Origin of the sequence: Streptomyces sp. TRM49041 (genome assembly GCF_008271805.1) — a bacterium.
In the GTDB taxonomy this organism is placed as follows: Bacteria; Actinomycetota; Actinomycetes; order Streptomycetales; family Streptomycetaceae; genus Streptomyces.
Map to the genome: position 1 here is coordinate 33,591 of NZ_VSRY01000139.1, position 20,226 is coordinate 53,816.

The window sequence follows — 20,226 nt, forward strand, 5'->3', positions numbered from 1 at the left end:
CTCATCCGGTGCATGCATATCGGTTAGGCAAGGCGGATAATGGATAGGGGAATCTGGCCGTGGGCAATACGGCTCACGGCCGGAGGTGTCCACTCAGCAAGAAGGTATTCCAGGAGGGAGGACCCCGGTGCGTCTTCCCCTCTTGGCTCTCCTCGCGAAAGGCCCGGCTCACGGGTACGAACTCAAGCAGTCCCTGGAGAAGCTTCTAGGGACAGCATATCCCGAGCCTAATATCGGACAGATCTACGTCACGCTCGGTAGGCTGGAAAAGGCTGGGCTGATCGAAGGGACGGATGTCGCCCAGTCGACCCGGCCGAACAAGCGGATCTACCAGCTGACCCCTGCTGGACGCGACGCTGTGGCCTCATGGCTCAAGGAACCGGCCGAGGAGCCGCGGTTGCGGGACGAGTTCTTTCTGAAGCTCGCCCTCGCGCCCGACACGGAGAAACGGATCGCCCTGATCAACATGCAGCGGCGTCACTACCTCAACACCATGCGTGACCTGTCCAAGCTGGCCGCGTCCGAGGACCGGGACAACCGTTTCTCGCAGCTGCTGATCGAGGGCGCGATGCTCCACCTGCAGGCGGACCTCGACTGGCTCGAACGCTGCCAGGAGGACCTGGAATGAGTGACGAAGCCCCTCCCGTCACGGCAGGCGGGAGCACCTCCGCCGATTCCGAACCCATCGTGCGAGCACAGGGCCTGGTCAAGACGCACCAGGCCGACGGTGTCCCCGTGAAAGCCGTACGCGGTGTCGATCTGCGCGTGGAGCGCGGCGAGTTCCTTGCCATCACCGGGCCCTCGGGAGCCGGCAAGTCAACCTTGCTCCACCTGCTCGGTGGCCTTGACCGGCCGGACAGTGGACAGATCTGGCTCGGGGACAAACGGGTCGACACCTACGGTGAGGCCCGCTGGGCCGTGCTGCGCCGCCGAAGTATCGGCATCGTCTTCCAGTTCTTCAACCTGATATCCAACCTGAGCGTGGCCGACAACGTCGAGCTGCCGGCGCTGCTTGCCGGGTACTCGACCCGGGAGGCCCGTCAGGCACGCGCCGGGCTGTTGGCAGAGCTGGGCCTGGAGGGCAGGGAGCGCAGCGTGCCGGGCGAGCTCTCCGGCGGTGAGCAGCAGCGGGTCGCGCTCGCCCGCGCGCTGGTCAACCACCCCACCCTGCTCCTGGCGGACGAACCCGCGGGCAGCCTTGACAGCAAGGGCACCCGGGAGGTCCTCCGGCTGCTCTCCCGCTACCACGAGCGCGGCCAGACCATCGTGATGGTGACGCATGACGCCCGGCTGGCCAGCGCCGCGGACCGGGTGATCCACCTCTTCGACGGGCGGATCGTCGACGAGGCCACGTTCGGCAAGGAGCCCCCACGCGCGGGGGGCGTCGCCGGCACGATCGAACTGAAAGGCTGAGTGGCGATGAGGGCCCCGGTGCGCTGGGTACGCGCCGATCTCCGGGCAGTGCGCGGCGAAGCGCTGCTGGTGGTCCTCGCAACGGCCGGGATCATCATCTCGCTGCTGCTCGCCAGCGCCTTCCTCTCCTACGCCACCAACCCCTGGCAGCGGGTCTTCACCCAGTCGTCCGGCGCCCATGTCTGGATCCACACCACGGCATCGGCCGACGCCCGATCACTGGCCGACATCGACGGCGTGGAGAGCGTGTCGGGGCCGTTCAGCACCGCGGAGGCCACAGCGGAACTGCGTGGCGTCGATGCGACGCTGGAGATGCGCGCCACCGCCTCCCAGCCGCCGGACGTGGCGCGCCCACTGATCGTGTCCGGTCACTGGCTCACGCCTGACGACCCCGAGGGCATCGTGCTGGAGAACTCGGTGGCCCAGGCGCTGGTGGCCGAGCCAGGCGACTCGCTGCAGCTGCGCGGCACCGACGGAACCGACCGCACCCTGCGCGTCGTGGGCACCGCCGACACCGCGGAACCGCGCTATCGCGCGGAAGAAACCCCCGGCGTCGGATGGGTGCTGCCGACCGTCCTCGCCCAGGTGGCGCCCGACCCCGAGCGCCGTGGTCAGACCATCGGGCTTCGGCTGGAGAATGCCGAAGACACCGACTTCGTCGTCCAACGGGCGGTCACCGAGCTCGGAGCCGACCAGGTGGCCAGGGTCTCCACCTGGCAGCAGGCCCAGGGCGAGGCCGAAGGCGGGAGCCGGCTCCTCGGTCTGCTTCTCGGGGTATTCGGGCTCGGCGCCCTGCTGGCCGCGGTCCTGGCGGTGACGGGCGCCATCAGCACCCGCATCCGGGGACATCTGCGGGACATCTCCGTGCTCAAGGCAATCGGTTTCACCCCCGCGCAACTGGTGCGGATGTACCTGGGGGAGCACCTGTTGCTGGCACTGGTCGGCGTCGTGTGCGGGACGCTCGCCATCGAACTGCTGGGCCCGCTGCTGCCTGGCCGAGTCGGTGAGGCGATGCAGCTGTGGCAGGCGCTGCCCGGCCATGCGTGGGTGCCCGCGGCGATATCGGCGGGCACGCTGCTGCTCATCGCCGCCACGACAGGGGCGGCCGCCTGGCGGGCCGGACGTGTACCGCCCGTGCCGGTCGCGCGGGCAGCGGTCCCGACCGGCCGCCATTTGTCCAGAAGCGTACGCCGTGCCCTGGGGCTGCGCCTCCCACCTGCCCTCGTGCTCGGCTGGCGCGGTGCCTTCGACCGCCCGGGGCGCGCTGTGGCAGCCGTCGGACGACTGGCCGTACCACTGTTGCTGATCACTGTGGCCCTGGGCACCTGGACCACGCTGGACGCCTTTGAGCACCGGCCGCAGGCGGTGGGGCTCGCCGCCTCGCTCACCGCGCGCGGCGAGGGTCCCGACCAGGCGTCCGTACGACAGCTGCTGACGGCTCACCCCGAGGTGGCGGCGGCATACCCGGGCTCCGAAGTCGCGGCTCTGGTGCCGGGGCAGACCGGCACGATCAGGCTCCGGGGCCTCGGCGAGGAGGACCGCCCGTACCCGTTCGTCGTCGCCGAAGGACGGACACCGAGCGGTCCGGACGAGGCGGTGGCGGGGCAGGGCCTGCTCGATCTCCTCGATGCCGAGGTCGGCGACTGGGTGCGCGTGACGGTGCAGGGGAACCCTCAGGTGCTCCACATCGTCGGGCGCAGCATCGAGCCGGAGGACAACGGACGCGTGATCTCCACATCCCTGGACACACTCCGGGAGAGTAGTCCTGCGCTGCGGCCCGGCTTCCATCATCTGGTACTCGAGAACGGCGCCGATGCCGGCGCGGTGAAGGACGATCTGGCCGGGACCGCCGAGGGCAGGCTCGACGTCCGCGAAATCGGCAAACCTGCGGAAGCGCTCCCACCGGTGCGCAGCGTGATCATCATTGGCCTCATCGTCGTGCTGGGGCTGATCGGATTGGCCGAGCTGTCGGCGACCACCGCCGCGGGTGCTCAGAACCGGCGCCGGGACCTGCTCGCCCTCAAGGCCATCGGGCTCACTCCACGCCAGATCATGTCGGTGATCGTGGCCGACACAGGCTTTATCGCACTTGCCGCCAGCGTGCTCGGAACGGTCGTCGGGGTGCAGGTCTCGGACTGGCTGATCGATCTCCAAGGCCATTCCAGCGGCATCGGCGCGGGCATCGCCCAGAGCCCCCCGCCGGCCTACCTGATCGTTGTCGTGGCCGCTGCGGTGACGGGCGCGGTTGCCGTCTCGGCGCTACCCGCCGCCCGGGCCGTGCGACAGCGCGTCACGGATACGCTGAGCGACTCGCTGTGAGCCGAGGCCGCACCGCAACGGCGGCGACACCGGCGTCCGGACCGGGGGCGGTCTAGTAGCCGGTGGCGACCACCGCAGAAGTGATGCGCAGGCCCGCCCGGCTGCGCCAGCCGTCCCCGTCGGGGCCGAACTTGGTCCAGATCGCCAGGTGATCCACGATGCCCAGACCTCGGCCGTGTTCGTCCTCGGCGACAGCGCCACCCTGGGCCCGGGGGCGGTCCGAAGCTCCGGTGTCGACCACGTCGACACATATCTCCTGGCCGGTCAGGGCCAGGCTGACGGTCATGTCCTTGCCGCCGTGCCGCGCGGCATTGCCGGCCAGCTCGCCGATGACGAGGACCACGGAGTCCCGGTCAGGCTCGCTCAGCCCCCAGCGGGACAGATGAGCCGCGCTGAACCGGCGGACCGTGTGAACCCGGCGCTCCTCGGCCGGCAGGGTGATCACGACGCGGTGGGCGGTGACCTCACCGGTCGCGAGCCGCTTGGCGGGCGACGTTCCGTAGCCTGCGTGGAGGAGGCGACGCCCGCGCGATGCGGTGGGGCAGATGGTGGTCGGTGCCAGAGCCATGACCTTGCCTCGCTCATCTCATCAGCAGTCCGGGCGAACGGCGCTGAATCCTCACGCCCGGCTTCATTCGTCACGAGCGTCACACCCGATTCCCGTGACCTTGTCCGGCTCGATGCCAGTTGCTGTCCCTCGCCGGACCTGTTGTACATACATGTTAGGTATGCCCGGAAGTGCTGGTCAAGGGGTGAGGGAGAGTATCTGCCTCAAACATGCCCATATCGTTCGATTCATGTATGAGATGCCGCTGGGCGCGGTGAGTACCGAACAGGTAGGCAAGCCCGCGCACAGGTGTTGATCGCCGGATGGGCCGTACGTTTCGGTGTGCTCCTGCTTGTCCAGGCGGGGTCGGCGGGGTCGGCCACATGGCGGGCGCCGGCCTGGGTGACGCCCCGGGCAGGCGAGCCGAAATCGAAGCAGCCGCTCGCTCCGGCTCTCGGTGAGCAACGCGCTGGGCCGCGTGATCCAGGAAGTGATCTTGCGGGTGCTGGGGATGTACGCGCAGACGATGCGGCGCCAATCACGGCGTCCCGGCCCCGGGCCTAAGCCCGGCCACGCCTACGCCGTAAGCCGGGACCGCGGGCGATCTTCTGAGAGAGGGCTCAGCGCACCGTCACCCCGGCGGCAAGTGGCGGGGCGAGGTTCTGGCTTTCGAGCCAGTTGAGGAGATGGAGGAAGGCGACCGCAGTCGCCGGCGGGCGGGCGTGAGCCGGGCCGGCGTGGAGCTTCGGATGCCTTTGCCTTCTCTTTACAACCCGGCCCTCTGCCGTGTCGTCTCTCCGCTCGACCCATCACCCAGCCCGTCCGCACACCGGGCGGACAAGAAAGAGAGCGAGTCGATGCGCCGAATCATCCTCAGCGCCATGGCACTCACCGCCACCGCCCTGACGGCAAGCACCACGCCCGCATCCGCCGACGGGACCTCCACGAGCCCGGCCCCCAGCCCTACGGCCACCGTCCCCTCGGCCACTGCCACCCCGGCCGACGGTGGCGAACCGACCCGGGCCCCCTCCCCCGTCCCCTCACCGCCGTCGGCCGAACCGACCCGGGCGGCCGACGGCGGCCAGGTCTCCGTCGTACCGTCGGGCGCTCCCGACACCGGAGTGACGGCGGCCGCTTCTGGGTCCGGGACCGGACGAGGTGAGCTGATCGGCGGTGCAGCCGCCGCGATACTCGCCGTCGGCGGCACAACGGCCTTCGCCGTACGGCGAAGGCGTGCGAACGGGGCATGACGCCGCTCTCCAGGCGCGCATTCGCCGCGGCGGGCGTGGCTGTGCTGATGGCGGGGTGTGCCGGCCGCGAAGCCGAGCAGCAGGACTCCACCAGACGTCCCCGAAGGGCGAGCGGCGCTGCGGGGGGCACGCACAGAAGTGCCGAGGACACGCCACCGCCACCCCCTCCCGCGCCCTCGGCATCCGCGAACACGGCCCGTTCCCTCGGACGCTCGGTCCCGGTCAGGCTGCAGATCCCGGCGATCGGGGTCGACACCCCGGTCATCGGGCTGGGGCTGGCTCCGGACGGCACCGTGCGGGTGCCGCCGGTCACGGCCGACGACCGGGCGGGCTGGTACCGACACTCGCCGACCCCGGGCCAGGCCGGTCCGTCGGTCATCCTCGGCCATGTCACCGTGGGCCCCTACGGGGACGGGGTGTTCCGACACCTCGCCCGGATGCGCCGGGGCGACCGGATCGTGGCACGCAGGCAGGACGGCGCATCGGCGGAGTTCGCGGTCAGCGCCGTACGGACCGTCGCCAAGGCGTACTTCCCTGCCGACGACGTCTACGGCGACACGAGCCACCCGGAACTGCGGCTGATCACGTGCGGCGGCCCTCGCACGGGCGACGAGTACCGCGACAACGTGATCGTCTTCGCCCGCCTGGCCGCCTCTACGCCCCCTGCCCCCTGACCCCAAGAACACGGCACGCACGGAGACCGGAACGTCGGCAGCCGACCGGAGGTCGGCTGTCGGCGGCCCCGCATCCTTCCCCACCGAACCGTGCGAAGCCCCAACGACCATGGAGAGCGTTGAAACGGTCCCGAGACAAGGCAGCTTCCGAACTGTTCACCGCCCTCTATCCGCGCCTGGCGGGCTGGTGCCGCGGCCTCGTGGACGACGACGAGACCGCACACGAGATCGCCTCCGAATCCTTCACCCGGCTCTGGGCCCGCTGGAGCCAGGTGAAGGAGCCGCGCGGATTCCTCTATGTCACCGCGGCCAACCTCGTACGGGACCACTGGCGCAAACTGGAGCGCGAGCGGCGGGCGATACGCCGGGTGACGACGCAAGCCGGAGTGCACTCACACAACGAGCAGGCCGACCCCTCGGTACGCCTGCTGGTCCAGTCCCTGCCGGAACGACTCCGCACCCCGATCCTTCTCCACTACTACGCCGACATGCCGATCCGGGAGGTGTCCATGCTGACCGGGCGCAAGGAAGGAACCGTCAAGGCCGACCTCCACGCGGCCCGCGAACTGCTCCGCACCCAGATGAGGAGAAGCCTTGACCACACGCTTTGACGACGACGTGGACGGTCCGGAGCCCACACCCGACGACCACCTCACGGCGGTCCTGCGCGCTCCCTCCGACCACCTGGCCCCGCCGCCCGGCCGCTTCGCGCAGATCCGCCGCACAGCATCCCGCCGCCGCACACTGCGCACGGCGGCGGGGCTCGGCGTGACCTGCGCCGTCGCAGCCCTCATCACCATCCCGCTGTACCTCGCAAGTCCGGTCGCCCCCACGTCCCCGACGCCACCGCTCGCTCCCCCGCCGGCCGGCGACCGGACGACGCCGACCCCACCGACGCCGCTACCCACACCGTCGGCGCCGACGAGCCGTCCGGCACCACCCCAGCCCTCAACGCCCCCAGCCACCACAGGCGACGACACCAACCAGCCCTCAACGCCCCGTAACCCGGTCCCCACCCCCGCGCCCTCCACGGCGGCACCGGTCCCACAGTCCCGGGCAGCGGACGACAATGTCGGCGGGTGAGACACCACACTCACAGCTGTGTGCGCGTCGCCCGTCCGCGGGGCCGCGACGACTCGTCCCTGTGGCGACGCCGCCCGCCGTCGCCTGGAGCGAGCGCGCGCGGCGAGCGCGGCGAGCACGGAGTGTTGTGAGCTGCGGGCCTTCATGAGGTCGCGGCGCGGCGGGATATCCGTCCGCGGGTTCTGCACGAGGTGATAGGGCCGGTCGCTCGGGGCTTCCGGGTGCCTCTGGCACCCGAGGGCGCGCCTCGCCCGTCACGCCCCGCCGCCGGGCAGTGACACCGACAGGCGCCGCGTGCTGCCCGGCCCGTATCGTCGCCTGCCCGCGGCCTGCACGGTCACGGACGCCGGGGTGCGGCCGGTGCCCCGCCCGGCCGCCGTGGCCGGGCGGGGCACCGGCCTGTGGGCGACCAGGGCGGGGACCGTGCCATCACGCCGGACAGGACCAGACCCCGCAACGCCCCGCAGCAGCAGCACGGCGGCCCGATCCAGGTCGCGGCCTTCACGGCCCGGTACGGGAGGAGGCCGCGCGCAAGCCCCGGCTCGCGCCAGAGGTCAGCCGGGTGCACCCGGCCTCCTCGGCGTGCCGCGGGTCTCCTTCCTGGTCGGCCCCGCGACGGGGGCTCGGGTGGGGACGGTCAGAGGGCATTCCATTCCCGATGCGTGAAGGACGGGTCGGGTGCGCCCGAGCCGGGAAGGATGGGTTCGGAAGATCGGGGAGGGGAAATGTCGAAATTATCCGAGCGGTTGGCGGCATTCTGCCGCGAGTTGGCCAGCGGGGACCTGCGGCCCGTCGCTGCCGACGCCGGTGCCGCGGACGCCGTCGATCAGATCCTGGCCGACCTCAGGTCCGGGACGCCGGAGGAAGCGCTGGGGGCAGAGCTCGACCGGCTCGACGCTGCGCTGATCCGGTACGGCATCGTGGGCGGCCTGACACCCACGGCCCGGCAATACCAGGCCAGCCCGGCCGCTTCCGACGGCGGCCATCTGACGGCGGAGGTCTGGGCCTGCCCCCGCGGGCCCCAGGGCCGCTGTGGCCGCTGGCACGCCATCGGCGCGGCGACGGATCCGCCCGCCTGTGCCGTCGACGACTCCCCGCTGGTCCGGAAGCGTCCGAGCCGGTGACCACGCTGCTCTCCGAACTCGGCAAGAAGCTTGCCGAGCGCTGGGTCGCGCTCCTGGTGCTGCCGGGTCTGCTCTATGTCGGCGTTGCCGGTGCGGCGCTGCGGCTGGGACACTCCCAAGCTCTGGACGTCGGGGAGCTGGGCCGATGGATCACGGCACGGGCCTCGGACCCTGCGAGCCACAACGCCGGGGTCATCGTCCTGCTCCTCGCCGCGACGCTGATCGCGGCTGCCGGGGCCGGGCTTGCGGCAGCCGCGCTGGGGCGCCTGGTGCACGGTCTGTGGACGCTGTCCGGCAGCCGGCCACCGCTGCGGGTGCTCGCCCGGTGGCGGAAGCGGCGATGGGAGAAGGCCAGTCGGCGGATCGGTGAAGCGATGGGCGCGGTGCTGAGCAGGCCCGGCCCGGTGCCGCAGGCGGAGCTGCGTTCGGCTGTGCGCGCCCGGGACCGTGTCTGCCCCGTTCCGCCCACACATGCCAGCTGGATCGGGGATCGGCTGGGGTCCGCCGACTTCCGCTGCCGGGAGGCATACGATCTCGATCTCGCCGCGGCCTGGCCGCGTCTCTGGCTGGTGGTGGCCGAGGAGACACGCAAGGAGCTGGTGACAGCGCATGACGCCTACTCCGCGGCCACACGCCTCATGGGGTGGGCTGCCCTGTACGCGCCGCTCGCGGTCCTGTGGTGGCCGGCGGCCGCGATCACCCTGGTCGTGGCGGCGACAGCGCAGGTCCGCGGCCGCGGCGCGGCAGCGGTGCTGGCCGATCTCACCGAGGCCACGGTCGACTTGTACGGTGCCGAGCTGGCCGGGAGGCTGGGCATCGTCCATTCCGGAGACCTCACGCAGGAAGTAGGTGCCGCGATCACCGACCGTACCCGGAAGGATCAGCTCACGCTGTCGCACGCCGAGCCGGTGCCCTTGTCCCGGCGGGCGCGCTAGCGGGCGCCATCACGGCGGGCCGCACCGTCGGCGAGCGGCGCGCCTGCCGCTCATACCGCGCCGACGTGCACATAGGCCGCCCACACCAATGAGGGTGTGGTGCGACGCAGACGCAGCATGGCCTGCCGCAGAGCGTGCGCGGCGCGATCGGGTTCGGGACCGCGGCCGTCACGCGGGATCAGGGCGGCGTAGAAGTGCTCGGCGAGCTGACGTGCCGGCTGGTCGTCCACGGGCCACAACGTACCGATGACATGCCGGTAGCCGGCAAGGTGCAGGGACGCGCCGAGGTGGATGGACTCGTCGGGCAGCCAGTCGCCGGGGGCCGCGGTGTGGCATGCGGACAGGTAGGCCAGCGTGGCATGCGGAAGTTGCAGTCGGGCGACGTCGAGCACGGTCAGCGGGCCGTCCGCGAGCATCATCCGGCTCTGCGAAGGGTCGTTGGGATGGTTGTGACCGTGGCAGGCGAAGTGGGCGATGCCGCGGCGGCGGATCTCCTCGACCACCCGGTCCCGCGTCGCGTCCGGCCCGATCAGCGGCAGCGCGCCGGGGAGCAGCGTGGTGAGCGCCCGCGCCTCGGCCTCCGCCTGGTCGAGCGAACCTGCCGCCTCGGGAGCGGGCGCCTGGCCGGCGTCGGGGACCGCCACCAGAAGGGGCCCGCGGCCGGGTGCGGATGGCCCTGGGTGCGGCACCGGCACCGGGCTCACCCGTGTCCGGGCGTGCACCAGGGCGCCCACCGTCGGGGCGAGGCTCGACACCGCGTACTCCAGCACGCTGCGCCGGACCGGTGGCCCCTCCTGCCTGCCGTCGGCAGCCGTGGGGGCGTCGCCGGTGCGGTCTCCGGCGGCCGGGACGGGCAGCAAGGACATAGGCCCGGTGAGACACCACCAGATGTGCGGTACCTCCGGCGTCGGCTCCTGAGGCGCCGGGAAGAGGCCCAGCTCGGCGAGGACCGGTTGGGCGACCCGGTCCCAGAGCCAGCGCAGAACCTCGTCCGCCGTCCGCTGCGCCTGGAGACGCGCCGCGAGGCCGAGGTCGGCTGTGAACGCCTGCCGGGCCGCGGTCACCAGGCGGACGGCCTGCCGGGCGGTGTCTTCGAAGGTGATGTCGAGCGGGAGGGCCCTCAGTCGGGGCTCGCCCGCCGTGTGTGAGCAGCAGGGCATGGCACGCGTAGCGGGACACGTTGACGATCACGACGGGACCGTACGCGGCCGCGGAGGCCAGCTCCTCGAACGACGGCGGCCGCAGGAAGGTCTCGAAACCCTTCCGCGTGCCTACGCCGGTGACCAGGGCGGTGAACCGGGCGTCGAGCCGTGCCAGTCGGTCGGCGTTCACCTGGCGTAGGGTCTCGTCGAACCGGGCCGCCCCACCGGCTGTGGCCGGGTCGCCGTCGGCCGGATCGAGCGCGGCGTGGGTCAGAGCGTCGATCTGGTCCCGGAGGGCGACCAGGGTGTCCGCGGTCGGTGCGTCCACGCGGCGAAGCCGCCGCAGATCGCCCCGGACGTCGAGCCGGTCGGCGGCGATGACGCCACGGGCTCGCTCAAGGAACTCGATCGCGCGGGGGAGTTCGCCGCAGGCGATCGCCGCCGCCGCGGCGTCGGGGCCGAGCCCTGCCAGCCGGCCCAGCCCCAGCTCCCGGTCGCGGCGCAGTGACGCCCGTGCGGAGGCCAGGGGAAGGGAGTCCACCGCCTTCTGGTACGCCGCCAGCGCGTCGGCGGACCGTCCGGCGGAATGCAGTGCCGCGCCCAGCCCGCGCGCGGCCTGCACCTGCACGAGCCGTCCGGCCTGAGGGCTGTCGCCGGCCTCCCGGTACGCCTCGGCCGCCTCCGGATAGCGCCCCGCGGCCAGGAGGCGGGCGCCGAGGTTGGCCAGCGCGAAGGCGAGTCGTCCACGGTAGGCGCCGGGAGCCTCCGCCGACAGGGTCCGGTACGCCGTCACCGACTCGGAGGCGGCCACCACGGCCTCGTCGTGGCGGCCGGCCGATTCCAGGCAGAGGGCGGCCGTGTCGAGGGCGATGGCCAGATCGCCGCCGTAAGCCCTCGGGTCCTCGGTGGCGAGCTCATGGTAGGTGCGCACCGCTTCTCCCACGACGGCGAGCCCTTGTACCCCACGGCCTGTGTCGAAGAGCCGGTTCGCCCAGTTGTTGAGGCTGCCGGCGAGGTCGGCTCGATGAGCATGGGGTTCCTTCGCCACCAGTTCGCGGCGGATCGTCACGGCCTCGGCGATCACCCCCTCGGCCTCCTGCGGGAGCGCCGCCTCCACCAGCCGGTTCGACAGGTTGTTCAGCGCGGCGGCGAGCTGCGGCCGGTGTCGCGGGGACGTGGCGGCGACCCGCCGGTAGATGTCGGCGGCCTCCTGTGCGGCGGCGAGGGCCTCGGCGTGCCGGCCCGCGTCGGAGAGCCAGATGCTGAGGTTGTTGAGCGACAGCGCGACATCTGGCGAGGCAGAGCCGTCGGCGAGCTCCCGGTAGAGCGCGACCGCTTCTCGTGCCGGGCCGAGCGCGTCGACCGGCCGTGCGAGGTCGCCCAGCCGGTTCGAGAGGTTGGTGAGCACCATGGCCAGGTCCGCGCGGTCTTCAGCGGTGTCCAGTGGCAGGCCGCGCCGGATGGACTCGCTTCGCTCGGCGGCCTCCAGCGCCTCGGCCCAGCGGCCCTGCTCGGCGTACCGGTTCGACAGGTCGTTGAGGGCGTCCGCCTGTGCGCCGAGATCGGTGTGCAGCTCGGCTGCCTCCTCCGCCGCGGCGGTCGCCTCCGCGGCGAGCCCTGCCTCGGCGAGGCAGCCGACGAGAGTGCCGAGCGCGTCGCCGAGCATGATCTGGAGGTCGGGTCGGCCGCCGTCGGGGAGCCGGCGGCAGGCGTCTACCGCCTGTCTCGCCGGTTCCACGGCCTGCGCGGCGCCGAAGGCCAGGTACGACCGGTGGGCGACGCCGCCCAGCGAGGTCGCCAGGTCTGCCAGATAATCGTCGTTGTCGTCGGCCAGCGCCCGGTAGATCCCGGCGGCCTCGCGCTCCGACTCGACCGCTTGGGCGAACCGTCGGGCCGTGGTCAGGTCGACGGCCTGGGTGTGCAGCGCCATGGCCAGATCGGGCAGGTGCGCGGGGTCTTCCTCGGCCAGACTCCGGTACGCCGAGACCGCGAGACCGATGGCTTCCACCACTGGGGCACTGTCGCTGGGCGCTTTGTCGGCCGTCGCCTCGGGCGTCGCCTCGGCAGCCTCGGCCGTCGCCTCGGCCGCCGGCGATCCGGTGAGCTCGCCCAGCCGGACGGCCCGGTTGTACAGGCAGTCGGCCAGCAGTGCACGGGTTGCCCGCCGCGCCGGGGTGGCGAAGGACGTGAGTGCGCCGATGACCGCCGAGAGATCGGCGGGGTCCGCGCTGTGACGGTACCTCTCCAGTCCGGAGATGGTCTGCCGGATCGGATCGGGGAGTTCGTACGCTGCCCCCTGGTCCGGCGACAGCTCGACCGACGCGGCGAGCAGCGGGTGCAGCGCGCTCGGCACCATCCGGCTTTCGACGGCGTAGACCGGCTGGAGGCAGCGGACCGCTGCCTCCAGGTCCGATTCGTCGTCTGGCTGGTCGGGTGTGGTGCGCGTGTGCGTGTGTGTCCCGTGCCCCCTCACCGGATGCGGGCTGTCGCCGTCCAGCGTGACCAGGTGACGCGACCAGTGGTACAGGCCCAGGACGAAGCGTGCCTCCCCGTCCAGCCGTGCGTTGGTGGCGAGTTGGGCGGCCATGCTCCGGGCCGCCTCGTCGAACAGGGCTGCCTCCGGGCCGGGTTGTGAGCGCCCCTCCAGCACCGCCATGGCTTCCGCCACCCGGTTCCGCAGCGCGTCCAGTGCTTCTTCCCGGGTCACGTCATGCTCCGGTTCACGTCGCTTCCAGAGGCGTCACGATCCCAACCATCCCATGTCCGTACGCGACAGGCATCGGAAACCGACGGACCGTCACGGCGACAGCGCCTGCTCCGAGCGGATCGCTTTCGGAGGGCCGCCCGGCAGGGGGGCGTGGCCGGGTCGGCACGGCGATGCGGACCGTCGGGCTCGACGCCCCGGGTTCTCCCGTCTCCCGGCGAAGGCACCGGTTGGTGGGCGGTGATGTCCGGCAGGGCGAGTTCGGCATCGCGGAGTCAGAGCCGACGTGGAGTCCTGCGGTCTCGCTGAGCCGGCCGACCGGGGGCCGAGGAGCGGCCGACGCGGGCCGGCTCTACTGCTCTCTCATGCCCCACGGCGAGCCGTACGCGGTCAGCAGGTCCAGGAAGGGGCGCGGCGGGAATGCCTCGGGGCCCAGGACTCCGGAGCCGGTCCACATACGGGTGGCGAGCAGTTCGAGCGCCACGACAGGGTTGACGGCGGTCTGCCAGACGACCGCCTGGCAGCCGTACTCCGCCATGGACCACTGGTTGTCCACCACGTGGTACAGATACACCTCGCGCGGCGCCCCGTCCTTGACGCCGCGGACCCAGGTGCCCGCACAGGTCCTGCCGCGCATCCGCTCGCCCAGCGCCGCCGGATCCGGCAGGCAGGCGGCCACGACGTCCCGGGGCGAGACCCGCACCGGGCCGTCCGCGCCCGGCACGGTCACCGGCTCGGTGCGGTCCAGGCCCAGCAGGCGCAGCGTCTTCAGCGTGCGGATGAACTCCTCACCCAGGCCGTACTTGAAGGTGACCCGGCGCGCGCCGACCCAGCGGGGCACGAGCAGCACCTCCTCGTGCTCCACGTTCACGCACTCGACCGGTCCGATGCCCTCCGGGAAGTCGAACACCTCCGGTTCGCTGAAGGGTTCGGTCGTGAACCAGCCGCGCCCGGCCTCGTAGACCACGGGCGGGTTCAGGCACTCCTCAATGGTGGTCCAGATACTGAAGGACGGCGCGAAATCATGCCCGTCGACAGTCAGGTCCGCACCGTCACGCACGCCGATCTCCTCGATCTCGTCGAAGAGTTCGTCGGCGGCGTACCGGGCGAAGACGTCCGACAGGCCCGGCTCCACGCCCATGCCGACCAGCGCCAGGGCTCCTACCTTCTCCCATTCCCCGGCCTGCGCGAACTGTTCGTCGCCGAGCTTGATCCCGCACTCCTCGTACGGGCGTTCCACGTGCGGCCGCGACAGCGACATCGCCATGTCGACATAGGTCGCGCCGGCGGCTCGGGCCGCCCGGAAGAGAGACATCACGAAGCGCGGATCGGTGGCGTTCAGCAGCACATCGCAGTCGTGCCGCGCCAGCAGGGCACGGACCGCCGCCTCGTCACCGGCGTCGACCCGCGCGGCCCGGAACCGGCCTTCCGCGTCGCCGGCGGCGGCCACCGCCGCCTCGGCCCGTGCCGGGTCGTAGTCGGCCACGACCATCGCCTCGAAGAACGACCGCCGGGCCGCGATCCGGGTGATGGCGGTGCCCACGCCACCGGCGCCCACGAGCAGTACACGCATGACAAGAACTCCCTCGGCTGAAGGTCTACGACGTGATGGGGCCCCGCCGGAGATGCAACCCGTCGGGACGGGCTAAGGTCAATGGCGTTGGCATAAGGGCGGGAGCCGTCCGGAGCGGAGCGAACAGCAAGGGAGACCCGTGGTGCCGAAACCGGTCGTGCCGGAGGAGAAGCGGCGCAGGCGCCGTCCCACCAAGAGCGGCACCGTGCTGTCCGAGCAACTGATCGTCGACACCGCGCTGCGTATGCTCGGTGAGCACGGCAGCGCCGGGCTCACGGCACGGCGCCTCGGCCTGGCCCTCGACTGCGACCCGAGCACGCTCTACCGCTACTTCCGGGGCATGGACGACCTGACGCTCGCCATCGGCGACGCGCTGATCGGACGGGCGCTGCACGGCTGGCGGCCGACGGGAGAGTGGCGAGCCGACCTGCGGGCCGTCGGACTGCGCATCCATGCCGCTTACGTCGCCCACCCGCAGGCGGCCCAGCTGACCACCAGCCGTGTCACCGGCCGGGCCAACGAGCTGGCCGCCGACGAGGCCGTCCTGGACGTGCTGCGCACGGCCGGCTTCCCGCCGGCCGAGACCGTGCGTATCTACCACGCCTTCATCGACCAGACCCTGGCCTTCGCCGCCCTCGACGCGGCGGCCCTTGTCCTGCCGCGTGCCTCCCAGCGCGCCGACGAGGACATGTGGCGCTCGACCTACGCGCGTCTTCCCGCGACCAGCCACCCCCGCATCGCCGAGGCGGCCCCCCTCCTGGCGGCCCGCATGGTGACCAGCGCCTACCCGACCGCCCTGGACATGCTGCTGGACAGCGCGGAGGCATGCCGGGAGGCGCTGCGGTCCGGCTGGGAACCGGCGGACGCTCCGCCCGAGGGCGCCGTCGGCAACGGGGACTGACCGCGCGTTCCGGCAGTACTCGCTTCTGCGCCGCGTGGTCGGCTCCCTGTCCGGGTTGCCCGGCGCGGTCCAGGTCGCCCCGCGTGGGTCCGGCCGGTTCCGTACCGGTGCCGCCGCCGCTCGCGGCCGGTGTCAGGGCATCCGAGGACGTCGGGGCCGTACGCGTCGAAGGGCTCGATGCCGGTTTCCGGGCGGAGTCGCCGGCTATGCGTGGTCGTAGACCACGGTACGGATGTCCCGCGCTCCCAGGGCCTCGGCGATGAGGGGTTCCACACGGTCCCAGGTGCCGCCCGCCAGACCGCAGCCGATGCGGGGCATGTGCACGGAGGCGTGGAGCCGCAGGGCGTGCTCCGCGAGGGTATGCAGGGCTTCGCGCACCGCGTCGTAGCGGATGGGCGGGCCGCTGTCGGGGAGCTCGGTGCCGCGTTCGGTGGGCTGGGTGCCGGTGTCGGTCCGGATGCCGGTGCGCGTCCGGATGCCGTGCTGGCCGACCAGGTTCGCCACCCACAGGTCCGGCTCCGTCTGGACCAGTTGCACGGCGCCGAGGCGGAAGCCCTCGGTGGCGCGATCGCGGTACCAGCGCCGGAACTCCCGCTCGGGCTCCGGCCAGCGGTGGGAAAGCGCTCGTACGAACCCGGCGCCCCAGGCGCCCATGTCGTTGCAGACATGCGCGATGATCTTGTTGTCGCCGGTCTGCGGGGCGGTGGCGTCGCCGGTGGTGTACTCGATGGGCAGCACGTGTGAAGTTCCCTTGCTGTCGGTGGGTGGGTTCGGGTCAGTAGGGTCGTCGTCGGCGGAGATGAAGGCACTGCCCGCAGGCCCCGGCAGTTCGCCCCCCTGGCCTGGTCGTCGACCGTCTCCTCGGACCACGCTTCTCGTGATGAAACAGCGTAGGGCGTGGGTGGGCCGAGCTCAGGCGAGAGCCGTGCCGGCCGGGGCCGGGGATCCTCGTCGCCGTGAGCAGCGCGGAGGAGCTGTGTGCACTACATGTGCGGAGCTGGTCGACGGTGGTCTCGTCGTCGCCGAGCTGGTGGCCCCAGGTGCGCCCGCCTCGCCTCCAAGTCGCCGGAGGCGAGGCGGGGTTCTCCGCAGGCGTCCCGGCGTGGCCCGGGCTGCTGGGGACCTTGGTCCCCGGTCACGGGCTCCGCTGCATGAGTGCACGGCGTATCAGCACTTCGGTACGACCCTCCTCACATCGTTGTGCGGGGTCTTGGAAGGATTGGCGTCCGCGCGTCGGGGGGCCGGTGGTGTTCAGCGCAGGGTGAGCGGGTTCGCGGATGCGACGTGGGACAGTTTCTCCGGGTTGCGGACGTAGTAGAGGCCGGTGATGCGGGCGTCCTCGACACGGATCGCCATGACGCCGTCGAGCTCGCCGTCCAGGCGGACGAGGAACGCCGGGTCGCCGTTGACCACGGTCGGTTCGGCCGTGAGCCTGCCTTCGAGCTTTCCGATGCCGCCGGCGAACATACGGGCCACCTTCTCGGCGCCGGCAACCGGCCGCAGTGCGGCGTGCTTCACGCCGCCGCCGTCGCTCACCAGGACGACCTCGGGGGCGAGCACTTCGAGGAGGTCCTTCGGGTCCCCGGTTTCGAGCGCGCGCTGGAACGACTCCAGGACCGCCTCGGTCTCGCCCGGCGAGACCACCCGGCGAGGGCGGCGGGAATCGACGTGCCGACGGGCGCGGTGCGCGATCTGGCGGACGGCCGCGGGGCTCTTGTCGACAGCGGCCGCGATCTCGTCGTAGCCGGCATCGAAGACCTCGCGCAGCACGAAGACGGCGCGCTCGGTGGGCGACAGCGTCTCGAGGACGAGCATCAGCGCCATCGAAACGCTCTCGGCGAGCTCGACGTCCTCGGCCACGTCCGGCGTGGTGAGCAGCGGCTCGGGCAGCCAGGGACCGACGTACGCCTCCCGGCGGCGTTTCATGGTGCGCAGCCGGTTGAGCGCCTGCCGGGCCGTGATGCGGACCAGGTAGGCACGCTGGTCGCGCACCTGCCCCTGGTCGGCCTTGACCCAGCGCAGCCAGGTCTCCTGGAGGACGTCTTCGGCGTCGGCCGCCGATCCGAGCATCTCGTAGGCGACGGTGAAGAGCAGGCTGCGATGGGCGAGGAACGCCCTGGTCGCCGGGTCGGTGGCGTCGTCGCTCATCTCTCGGCCCTTCTCCTCGTCCTTCGCGGTCGGCCCTGGCGGCCGTCCGCGTTCACGTGCGTCCACAGCAAGATCCTCACGGCACGCACCGGTCAGGCTGCCCGGTCCGCGGCGGCCGGTGCCCCGGCGCGCTTTGCCCGTAGCAGCTGCCGGCGCTTGGCGGCACCTCCTGCCATGCGGTGCAGGCTGTACGAGCCGGGCTTGTGCGCCTCGTCGGCAAGCTGCTTGTGGACGGCCTTGCAGGCGGCCTCCTTGAGCCTGGCGCCCAGTCGGTCGTCGATGTGGAACCACACCGCGACATCCGACCTGTTGGCGAACTGGAAGATACCGGCGCGTCGGCCCAGGCTGATGCACTGGGCGTGGAGCGACTGGTGAAGGTTCTCCGGCTGCTCACCCACGAGCCGGCTGAGCACGGTGTCGGCGGCCCGCGCGCCCTGCGGCATCGCGGCCTGGCAGCTCATCCGCAGTGGCAGGTCGGACGGTGCCGCCGAATCCCCGGCCGCGACGATGCGCGCGTCGTCCACACTCGTCAGCGTCTCGTCCGTGAGCAGGCGGCCCAGGGTGTCAGTGCTCAGCCCACTGCGCGCGGCCAGGTCCGGAACGCCGAAGCCGGCGGTCCAGATGGTGACCTGGCTCGGCAGCTCACGGCCGTGCGCGAGCCGCACGGCGTCGCGGGTCACGGCCCTCACCTTCGCGTCGGAGCCGTCGACGACCGTCACACCGAGCTTGGCCAGCCGCTTGGCGACGGAACGTCGGCCGCGGGTATGCAGGTACGGGCCGAGCACGCCGCCGCAGACCAGGGTCACCGTGCGGCCGGACTCCGCCAGCTCGGCGGCGGTCTCGATGCCGGTGGGACCGGCGCCGACCACCGTCACGCGGGCGGTAGCGGGCGCGGCGTCGAGGACCGGGCGCAGCCGCTGTGCCTCCTCCAGGGTGGAGATCGGGTAGGCGAACTCGGCCGCCCCGGGCACGCTCGGGCCGGCGCCGCCGCTGCCCACTGCGTAGATCAGGTAGTCGTAGTCGAGCGTGCCGCCGGCCGCCAGTGTCACGCTGCGCTCGGCCGCGCTGATCCGGGTCACGGTGTCGACCACCAGCCGGACGCCGCCGGCCAGGACGTCCTGGTAGGCGACGACCGCGTCGTCGGACCCGCCCACCAGCTGGTGCAGGCGGACCCGGTGGACGAAGGTCGGGCGCGGGTTGATCAGCGTCACGGTCACGTCGGCGCGCCGCGTCAGCCGGTTCGCGGCCATCACGCCCGCGTATCCGCCGCCGATTACGACCACGTCGGTGTTCTCAGTCATGGTGCCTCCTCCGTTTCCAGGTGTTCGGCCTCAAGACACCGCGTCATCGGTCGCTGTGACAGGACGTGACTCAGATCACTTCACGGGGCTCGGCTCGTGCCACCGCACGTAGGCGTGCAGGGCCCGGGTCTGTACGGGGTGGTTGGGGTTGCTGGAGACTCGCAGTTGACGAGGTGTCGCGAACGGGCAGAGCCGCTTTTCTGCCTCATGTGAGCCCCTTCCGGGGCGGCCGACGAAAAACCGCGTGCCGCGGCCGCCGCGCCGGAGCAGAATCGCCCCATGGCGGACATGGAGGCGTTCCGGGACGCGGTCACCAGCTGGGCGGCGGGCAGCCCCGGTGGGCCGGCCGGTGAGCTGGCCGTGCGGCTGCGCGTGCGCACTGCGGTGCTGCTGGAAGGGGCGAGCGACCTCGCCGCCGTCGAGACGCTGGCGGCCCGCTATGGCCGGGACCTGGCCGCCGAGGGGGTGTGCGTCATGCCCATGGGCGGAGCCATGAGCGTCGGCCGTTACGCCGGCCTCCTCGGGCCGCCGGGGTTGGGGCTGCGCCTCACCGGACTGTGCGATGAGGGCGAGCAGCGCTTCTACGACCGCGGTCTTGAGCGGGCGCGCGCGCCGCGCCAAGGGTTCTTCGTGTGTGTGGCCGACCTGGAGGACGAACTCATCCGGGCGCTGGGCGTGGCACAGGTCGAGGAGATCGTCCGGGCCGAGGGTGAGCTCCCGGCCTGGGAGACCTTCGTGCGCCAGCCCGCACACCAGGGCCGGCCCCCGCAGCAACAGATGCGGCGCTTCCTCGGCACGAAGAAGGGCCGCAAGATCCGCTACGGCCGCCTCCTGGTCGAGGCCCTCGATTCCGAGCGGGTACCTGCTCCCCTGGAAAGTCTGCTCGCGAGCCTTTGATCGAAGCGCTGATCGAGGTCGGCAGCAGCTGCTACGGCCGGTGGTCGGCGGGGGCCTTGTCGTGATCGGGGGAGACGGGTGCCGTGCCGGGCCCGGGCGAGCCCGGCACCGGAAGGGGCGGCAGGGGGGTACACGGCCCCAGGGCCTCCCGGGAGCACGCCGAGGCGGCGCCGAGGACGGTGTCGGCTCGCGTGCCGACGGTGCGGGCCGGCGCG

17 protein-coding genes and 1 pseudogene are annotated in these 20,226 nt (G+C 72.1%); 11 read left to right on the forward strand and 7 right to left on the reverse strand.

Features of this window, described 5'->3' with window-relative positions; translation table 11 throughout:
- Nucleotides 1-127: 127 nt before the first annotated feature.
- Genes FVS66_RS17640 through FVS66_RS17650 form a run of 3 tightly spaced genes read left to right on the forward strand, consistent with a single transcriptional unit; the run spans nucleotide 128 to nucleotide 3,732 of the window.
- Complete coding sequence (locus FVS66_RS17640) at nucleotides 128-628, forward strand: PadR family transcriptional regulator (protein WP_149182129.1); 501 nt, start codon at nucleotides 128-130, stop codon at nucleotides 626-628.
- Complete coding sequence (locus tag FVS66_RS17645; protein WP_149182130.1) at nucleotides 625-1,413, forward strand: ABC transporter ATP-binding protein; 789 nt, start codon at nucleotides 625-627, stop codon at nucleotides 1,411-1,413. Before FVS66_RS17640 ends, FVS66_RS17645 begins: the two co-directional genes overlap by 4 nt.
- A 6-nt stretch (nucleotides 1,414-1,419) precedes the next feature.
- Complete coding sequence (locus tag FVS66_RS17650; RefSeq protein WP_149182131.1) at nucleotides 1,420-3,732, forward strand: ABC transporter permease; 2,313 nt, start codon at nucleotides 1,420-1,422, stop codon at nucleotides 3,730-3,732.
- A gap of 52 nt (nucleotides 3,733-3,784) precedes the next feature.
- On the opposite strand, the gene FVS66_RS17655 is transcribed toward FVS66_RS17650, so the two are convergent.
- Nucleotides 3,785-4,300: an ATP-binding protein gene (locus tag FVS66_RS17655; RefSeq protein ID WP_149182132.1), complete on the reverse strand. Its 516-nt coding sequence runs from the start codon at nucleotides 4,298-4,300 to the stop codon at nucleotides 3,785-3,787.
- Between the two features lie 836 nt (nucleotides 4,301-5,136).
- Between FVS66_RS17655 and FVS66_RS17660 the strand changes: the two genes are divergently transcribed.
- The 6 genes from FVS66_RS17660 to FVS66_RS17685 all read left to right on the forward strand — a co-directional run bounded on the left by FVS66_RS17660 (nucleotide 5,137) and on the right by FVS66_RS17685 (nucleotide 9,345).
- Complete coding sequence (locus FVS66_RS17660) at nucleotides 5,137-5,529, forward strand: Tat pathway signal sequence domain protein (protein WP_149182133.1); 393 nt, start codon at nucleotides 5,137-5,139, stop codon at nucleotides 5,527-5,529.
- A complete protein-coding gene (locus FVS66_RS17665; RefSeq protein WP_149182134.1) occupies nucleotides 5,526-6,203 on the forward strand; it encodes a class F sortase in 678 nt (225 codons plus the stop codon). The genes FVS66_RS17660 and FVS66_RS17665 overlap by 4 nt, the downstream gene beginning before the upstream one ends.
- 119 nt (nucleotides 6,204-6,322) lie before the next feature.
- Nucleotides 6,323-6,814 (forward strand): RNA polymerase sigma factor, encoded by a 492-nt coding sequence (locus FVS66_RS17670; protein WP_149182135.1) that lies wholly within the window; start codon nucleotides 6,323-6,325, stop codon nucleotides 6,812-6,814.
- Entirely contained in the window at nucleotides 6,798-7,286 is a 489-nt protein-coding gene (locus FVS66_RS17675) for a hypothetical protein (protein ID WP_149182136.1), read from the forward strand. The genes FVS66_RS17670 and FVS66_RS17675 overlap by 17 nt, the downstream gene beginning before the upstream one ends.
- 725 nt (nucleotides 7,287-8,011) lie before the next feature.
- On the forward strand, nucleotides 8,012-8,410 hold the full coding sequence (locus FVS66_RS17680; RefSeq protein ID WP_149182137.1) for a hypothetical protein: 399 nt from the start codon (nucleotides 8,012-8,014) through the stop codon (nucleotides 8,408-8,410).
- Nucleotides 8,407-9,345 (forward strand): hypothetical protein, encoded by a 939-nt coding sequence (locus FVS66_RS17685; RefSeq protein ID WP_149182138.1) that lies wholly within the window; start codon nucleotides 8,407-8,409, stop codon nucleotides 9,343-9,345. The genes FVS66_RS17680 and FVS66_RS17685 overlap by 4 nt, the downstream gene beginning before the upstream one ends.
- Before the next feature lie 50 nt (nucleotides 9,346-9,395).
- On the opposite strand, the gene FVS66_RS36885 is transcribed toward FVS66_RS17685, so the two are convergent.
- From FVS66_RS36885 to FVS66_RS17695, 3 genes and pseudogenes are all read right to left on the reverse strand, one after another.
- Complete coding sequence (locus tag FVS66_RS36885; protein ID WP_399225777.1) at nucleotides 9,396-10,505, reverse strand: CHAT domain-containing protein; 1,110 nt, start codon at nucleotides 10,503-10,505, stop codon at nucleotides 9,396-9,398.
- A gap of 1,039 nt (nucleotides 10,506-11,544) precedes the next feature.
- A pseudogene (locus FVS66_RS36890) lies at nucleotides 11,545-13,143 on the reverse strand (tetratricopeptide repeat protein); the annotation flags it as partial.
- A 400-nt stretch (nucleotides 13,144-13,543) separates the two neighbouring features.
- Nucleotides 13,544-14,764, reverse strand: a complete 1,221-nt coding sequence (locus FVS66_RS17695) for a saccharopine dehydrogenase C-terminal domain-containing protein (RefSeq protein WP_149182140.1) — start codon at nucleotides 14,762-14,764, stop codon at nucleotides 13,544-13,546.
- A 142-nt stretch (nucleotides 14,765-14,906) separates the two neighbouring features.
- Here FVS66_RS17695 and FVS66_RS17700 point away from each other — a divergent pair, with 142 nt between their 5' ends.
- Complete coding sequence (locus FVS66_RS17700) at nucleotides 14,907-15,665, forward strand: TetR/AcrR family transcriptional regulator (RefSeq protein WP_149182192.1); 759 nt, start codon at nucleotides 14,907-14,909, stop codon at nucleotides 15,663-15,665.
- Nucleotides 15,666-15,869: 204 nt separating this feature from the next.
- Here FVS66_RS17700 and FVS66_RS17705 read toward each other — a convergent pair whose 3' ends face one another.
- The 3 genes from FVS66_RS17705 to FVS66_RS17715 form a co-directional block, all read right to left on the reverse strand.
- Nucleotides 15,870-16,403 (reverse strand): macro domain-containing protein, encoded by a 534-nt coding sequence (locus tag FVS66_RS17705; RefSeq protein WP_149182141.1) that lies wholly within the window; start codon nucleotides 16,401-16,403, stop codon nucleotides 15,870-15,872.
- Nucleotides 16,404-16,916: 513 nt separating this feature from the next.
- Nucleotides 16,917-17,813, reverse strand: a complete 897-nt coding sequence (locus FVS66_RS17710) for an RNA polymerase sigma-70 factor (RefSeq protein ID WP_149182193.1) — start codon at nucleotides 17,811-17,813, stop codon at nucleotides 16,917-16,919.
- A 92-nt stretch (nucleotides 17,814-17,905) separates the two neighbouring features.
- Entirely contained in the window at nucleotides 17,906-19,114 is a 1,209-nt protein-coding gene (locus FVS66_RS17715) for an FAD-dependent oxidoreductase (RefSeq protein ID WP_149182142.1), read from the reverse strand.
- A 279-nt stretch (nucleotides 19,115-19,393) separates the two neighbouring features.
- Between FVS66_RS17715 and FVS66_RS17720 the strand changes: the two genes are divergently transcribed.
- Entirely contained in the window at nucleotides 19,394-20,011 is a 618-nt protein-coding gene (locus FVS66_RS17720) for a TOPRIM nucleotidyl transferase/hydrolase domain-containing protein (RefSeq protein WP_149182143.1), read from the forward strand.
- Nucleotides 20,012-20,226 lie beyond the last annotated feature (215 nt).

What these genes read in the sequence shown, in the direction of transcription:
- FVS66_RS17650 (WP_149182131.1), top strand. Translation starts at nt 1,420, where the DNA reads ATGAGGGCCCCGGTGCGCTGGGTACGCGCCGATCTCCGGGCAGTGCGC.
- FVS66_RS17710 (WP_149182193.1), bottom strand. Translation starts at nt 17,813, where the DNA reads ATGAGCGACGACGCCACCGACCCGGCGACCAGGGCGTTCCTCGCCCAT.
- FVS66_RS17715 (WP_149182142.1), bottom strand. Translation starts at nt 19,114, where the DNA reads ATGACTGAGAACACCGACGTGGTCGTAATCGGCGGCGGATACGCGGGC.
- FVS66_RS17695 (WP_149182140.1), bottom strand. Translation starts at nt 14,764, where the DNA reads ATGCGTGTACTGCTCGTGGGCGCCGGTGGCGTGGGCACCGCCATCACC.
- FVS66_RS17680 (WP_149182137.1), top strand. Translation starts at nt 8,012, where the DNA reads ATGTCGAAATTATCCGAGCGGTTGGCGGCATTCTGCCGCGAGTTGGCC.
- FVS66_RS17645 (WP_149182130.1), top strand. Translation starts at nt 625, where the DNA reads ATGAGTGACGAAGCCCCTCCCGTCACGGCAGGCGGGAGCACCTCCGCC.
- FVS66_RS17665 (WP_149182134.1), top strand. Translation starts at nt 5,526, where the DNA reads ATGACGCCGCTCTCCAGGCGCGCATTCGCCGCGGCGGGCGTGGCTGTG.
- FVS66_RS36885 (WP_399225777.1), bottom strand. Translation starts at nt 10,505, where the DNA reads ATGCCCTGCTGCTCACACACGGCGGGCGAGCCCCGACTGAGGGCCCTC.
- FVS66_RS17720 (WP_149182143.1), top strand. Translation starts at nt 19,394, where the DNA reads ATGGCGGACATGGAGGCGTTCCGGGACGCGGTCACCAGCTGGGCGGCG.
- FVS66_RS17660 (WP_149182133.1), top strand. Translation starts at nt 5,137, where the DNA reads ATGCGCCGAATCATCCTCAGCGCCATGGCACTCACCGCCACCGCCCTG.
- FVS66_RS17655 (WP_149182132.1), bottom strand. Translation starts at nt 4,300, where the DNA reads ATGGCTCTGGCACCGACCACCATCTGCCCCACCGCATCGCGCGGGCGT.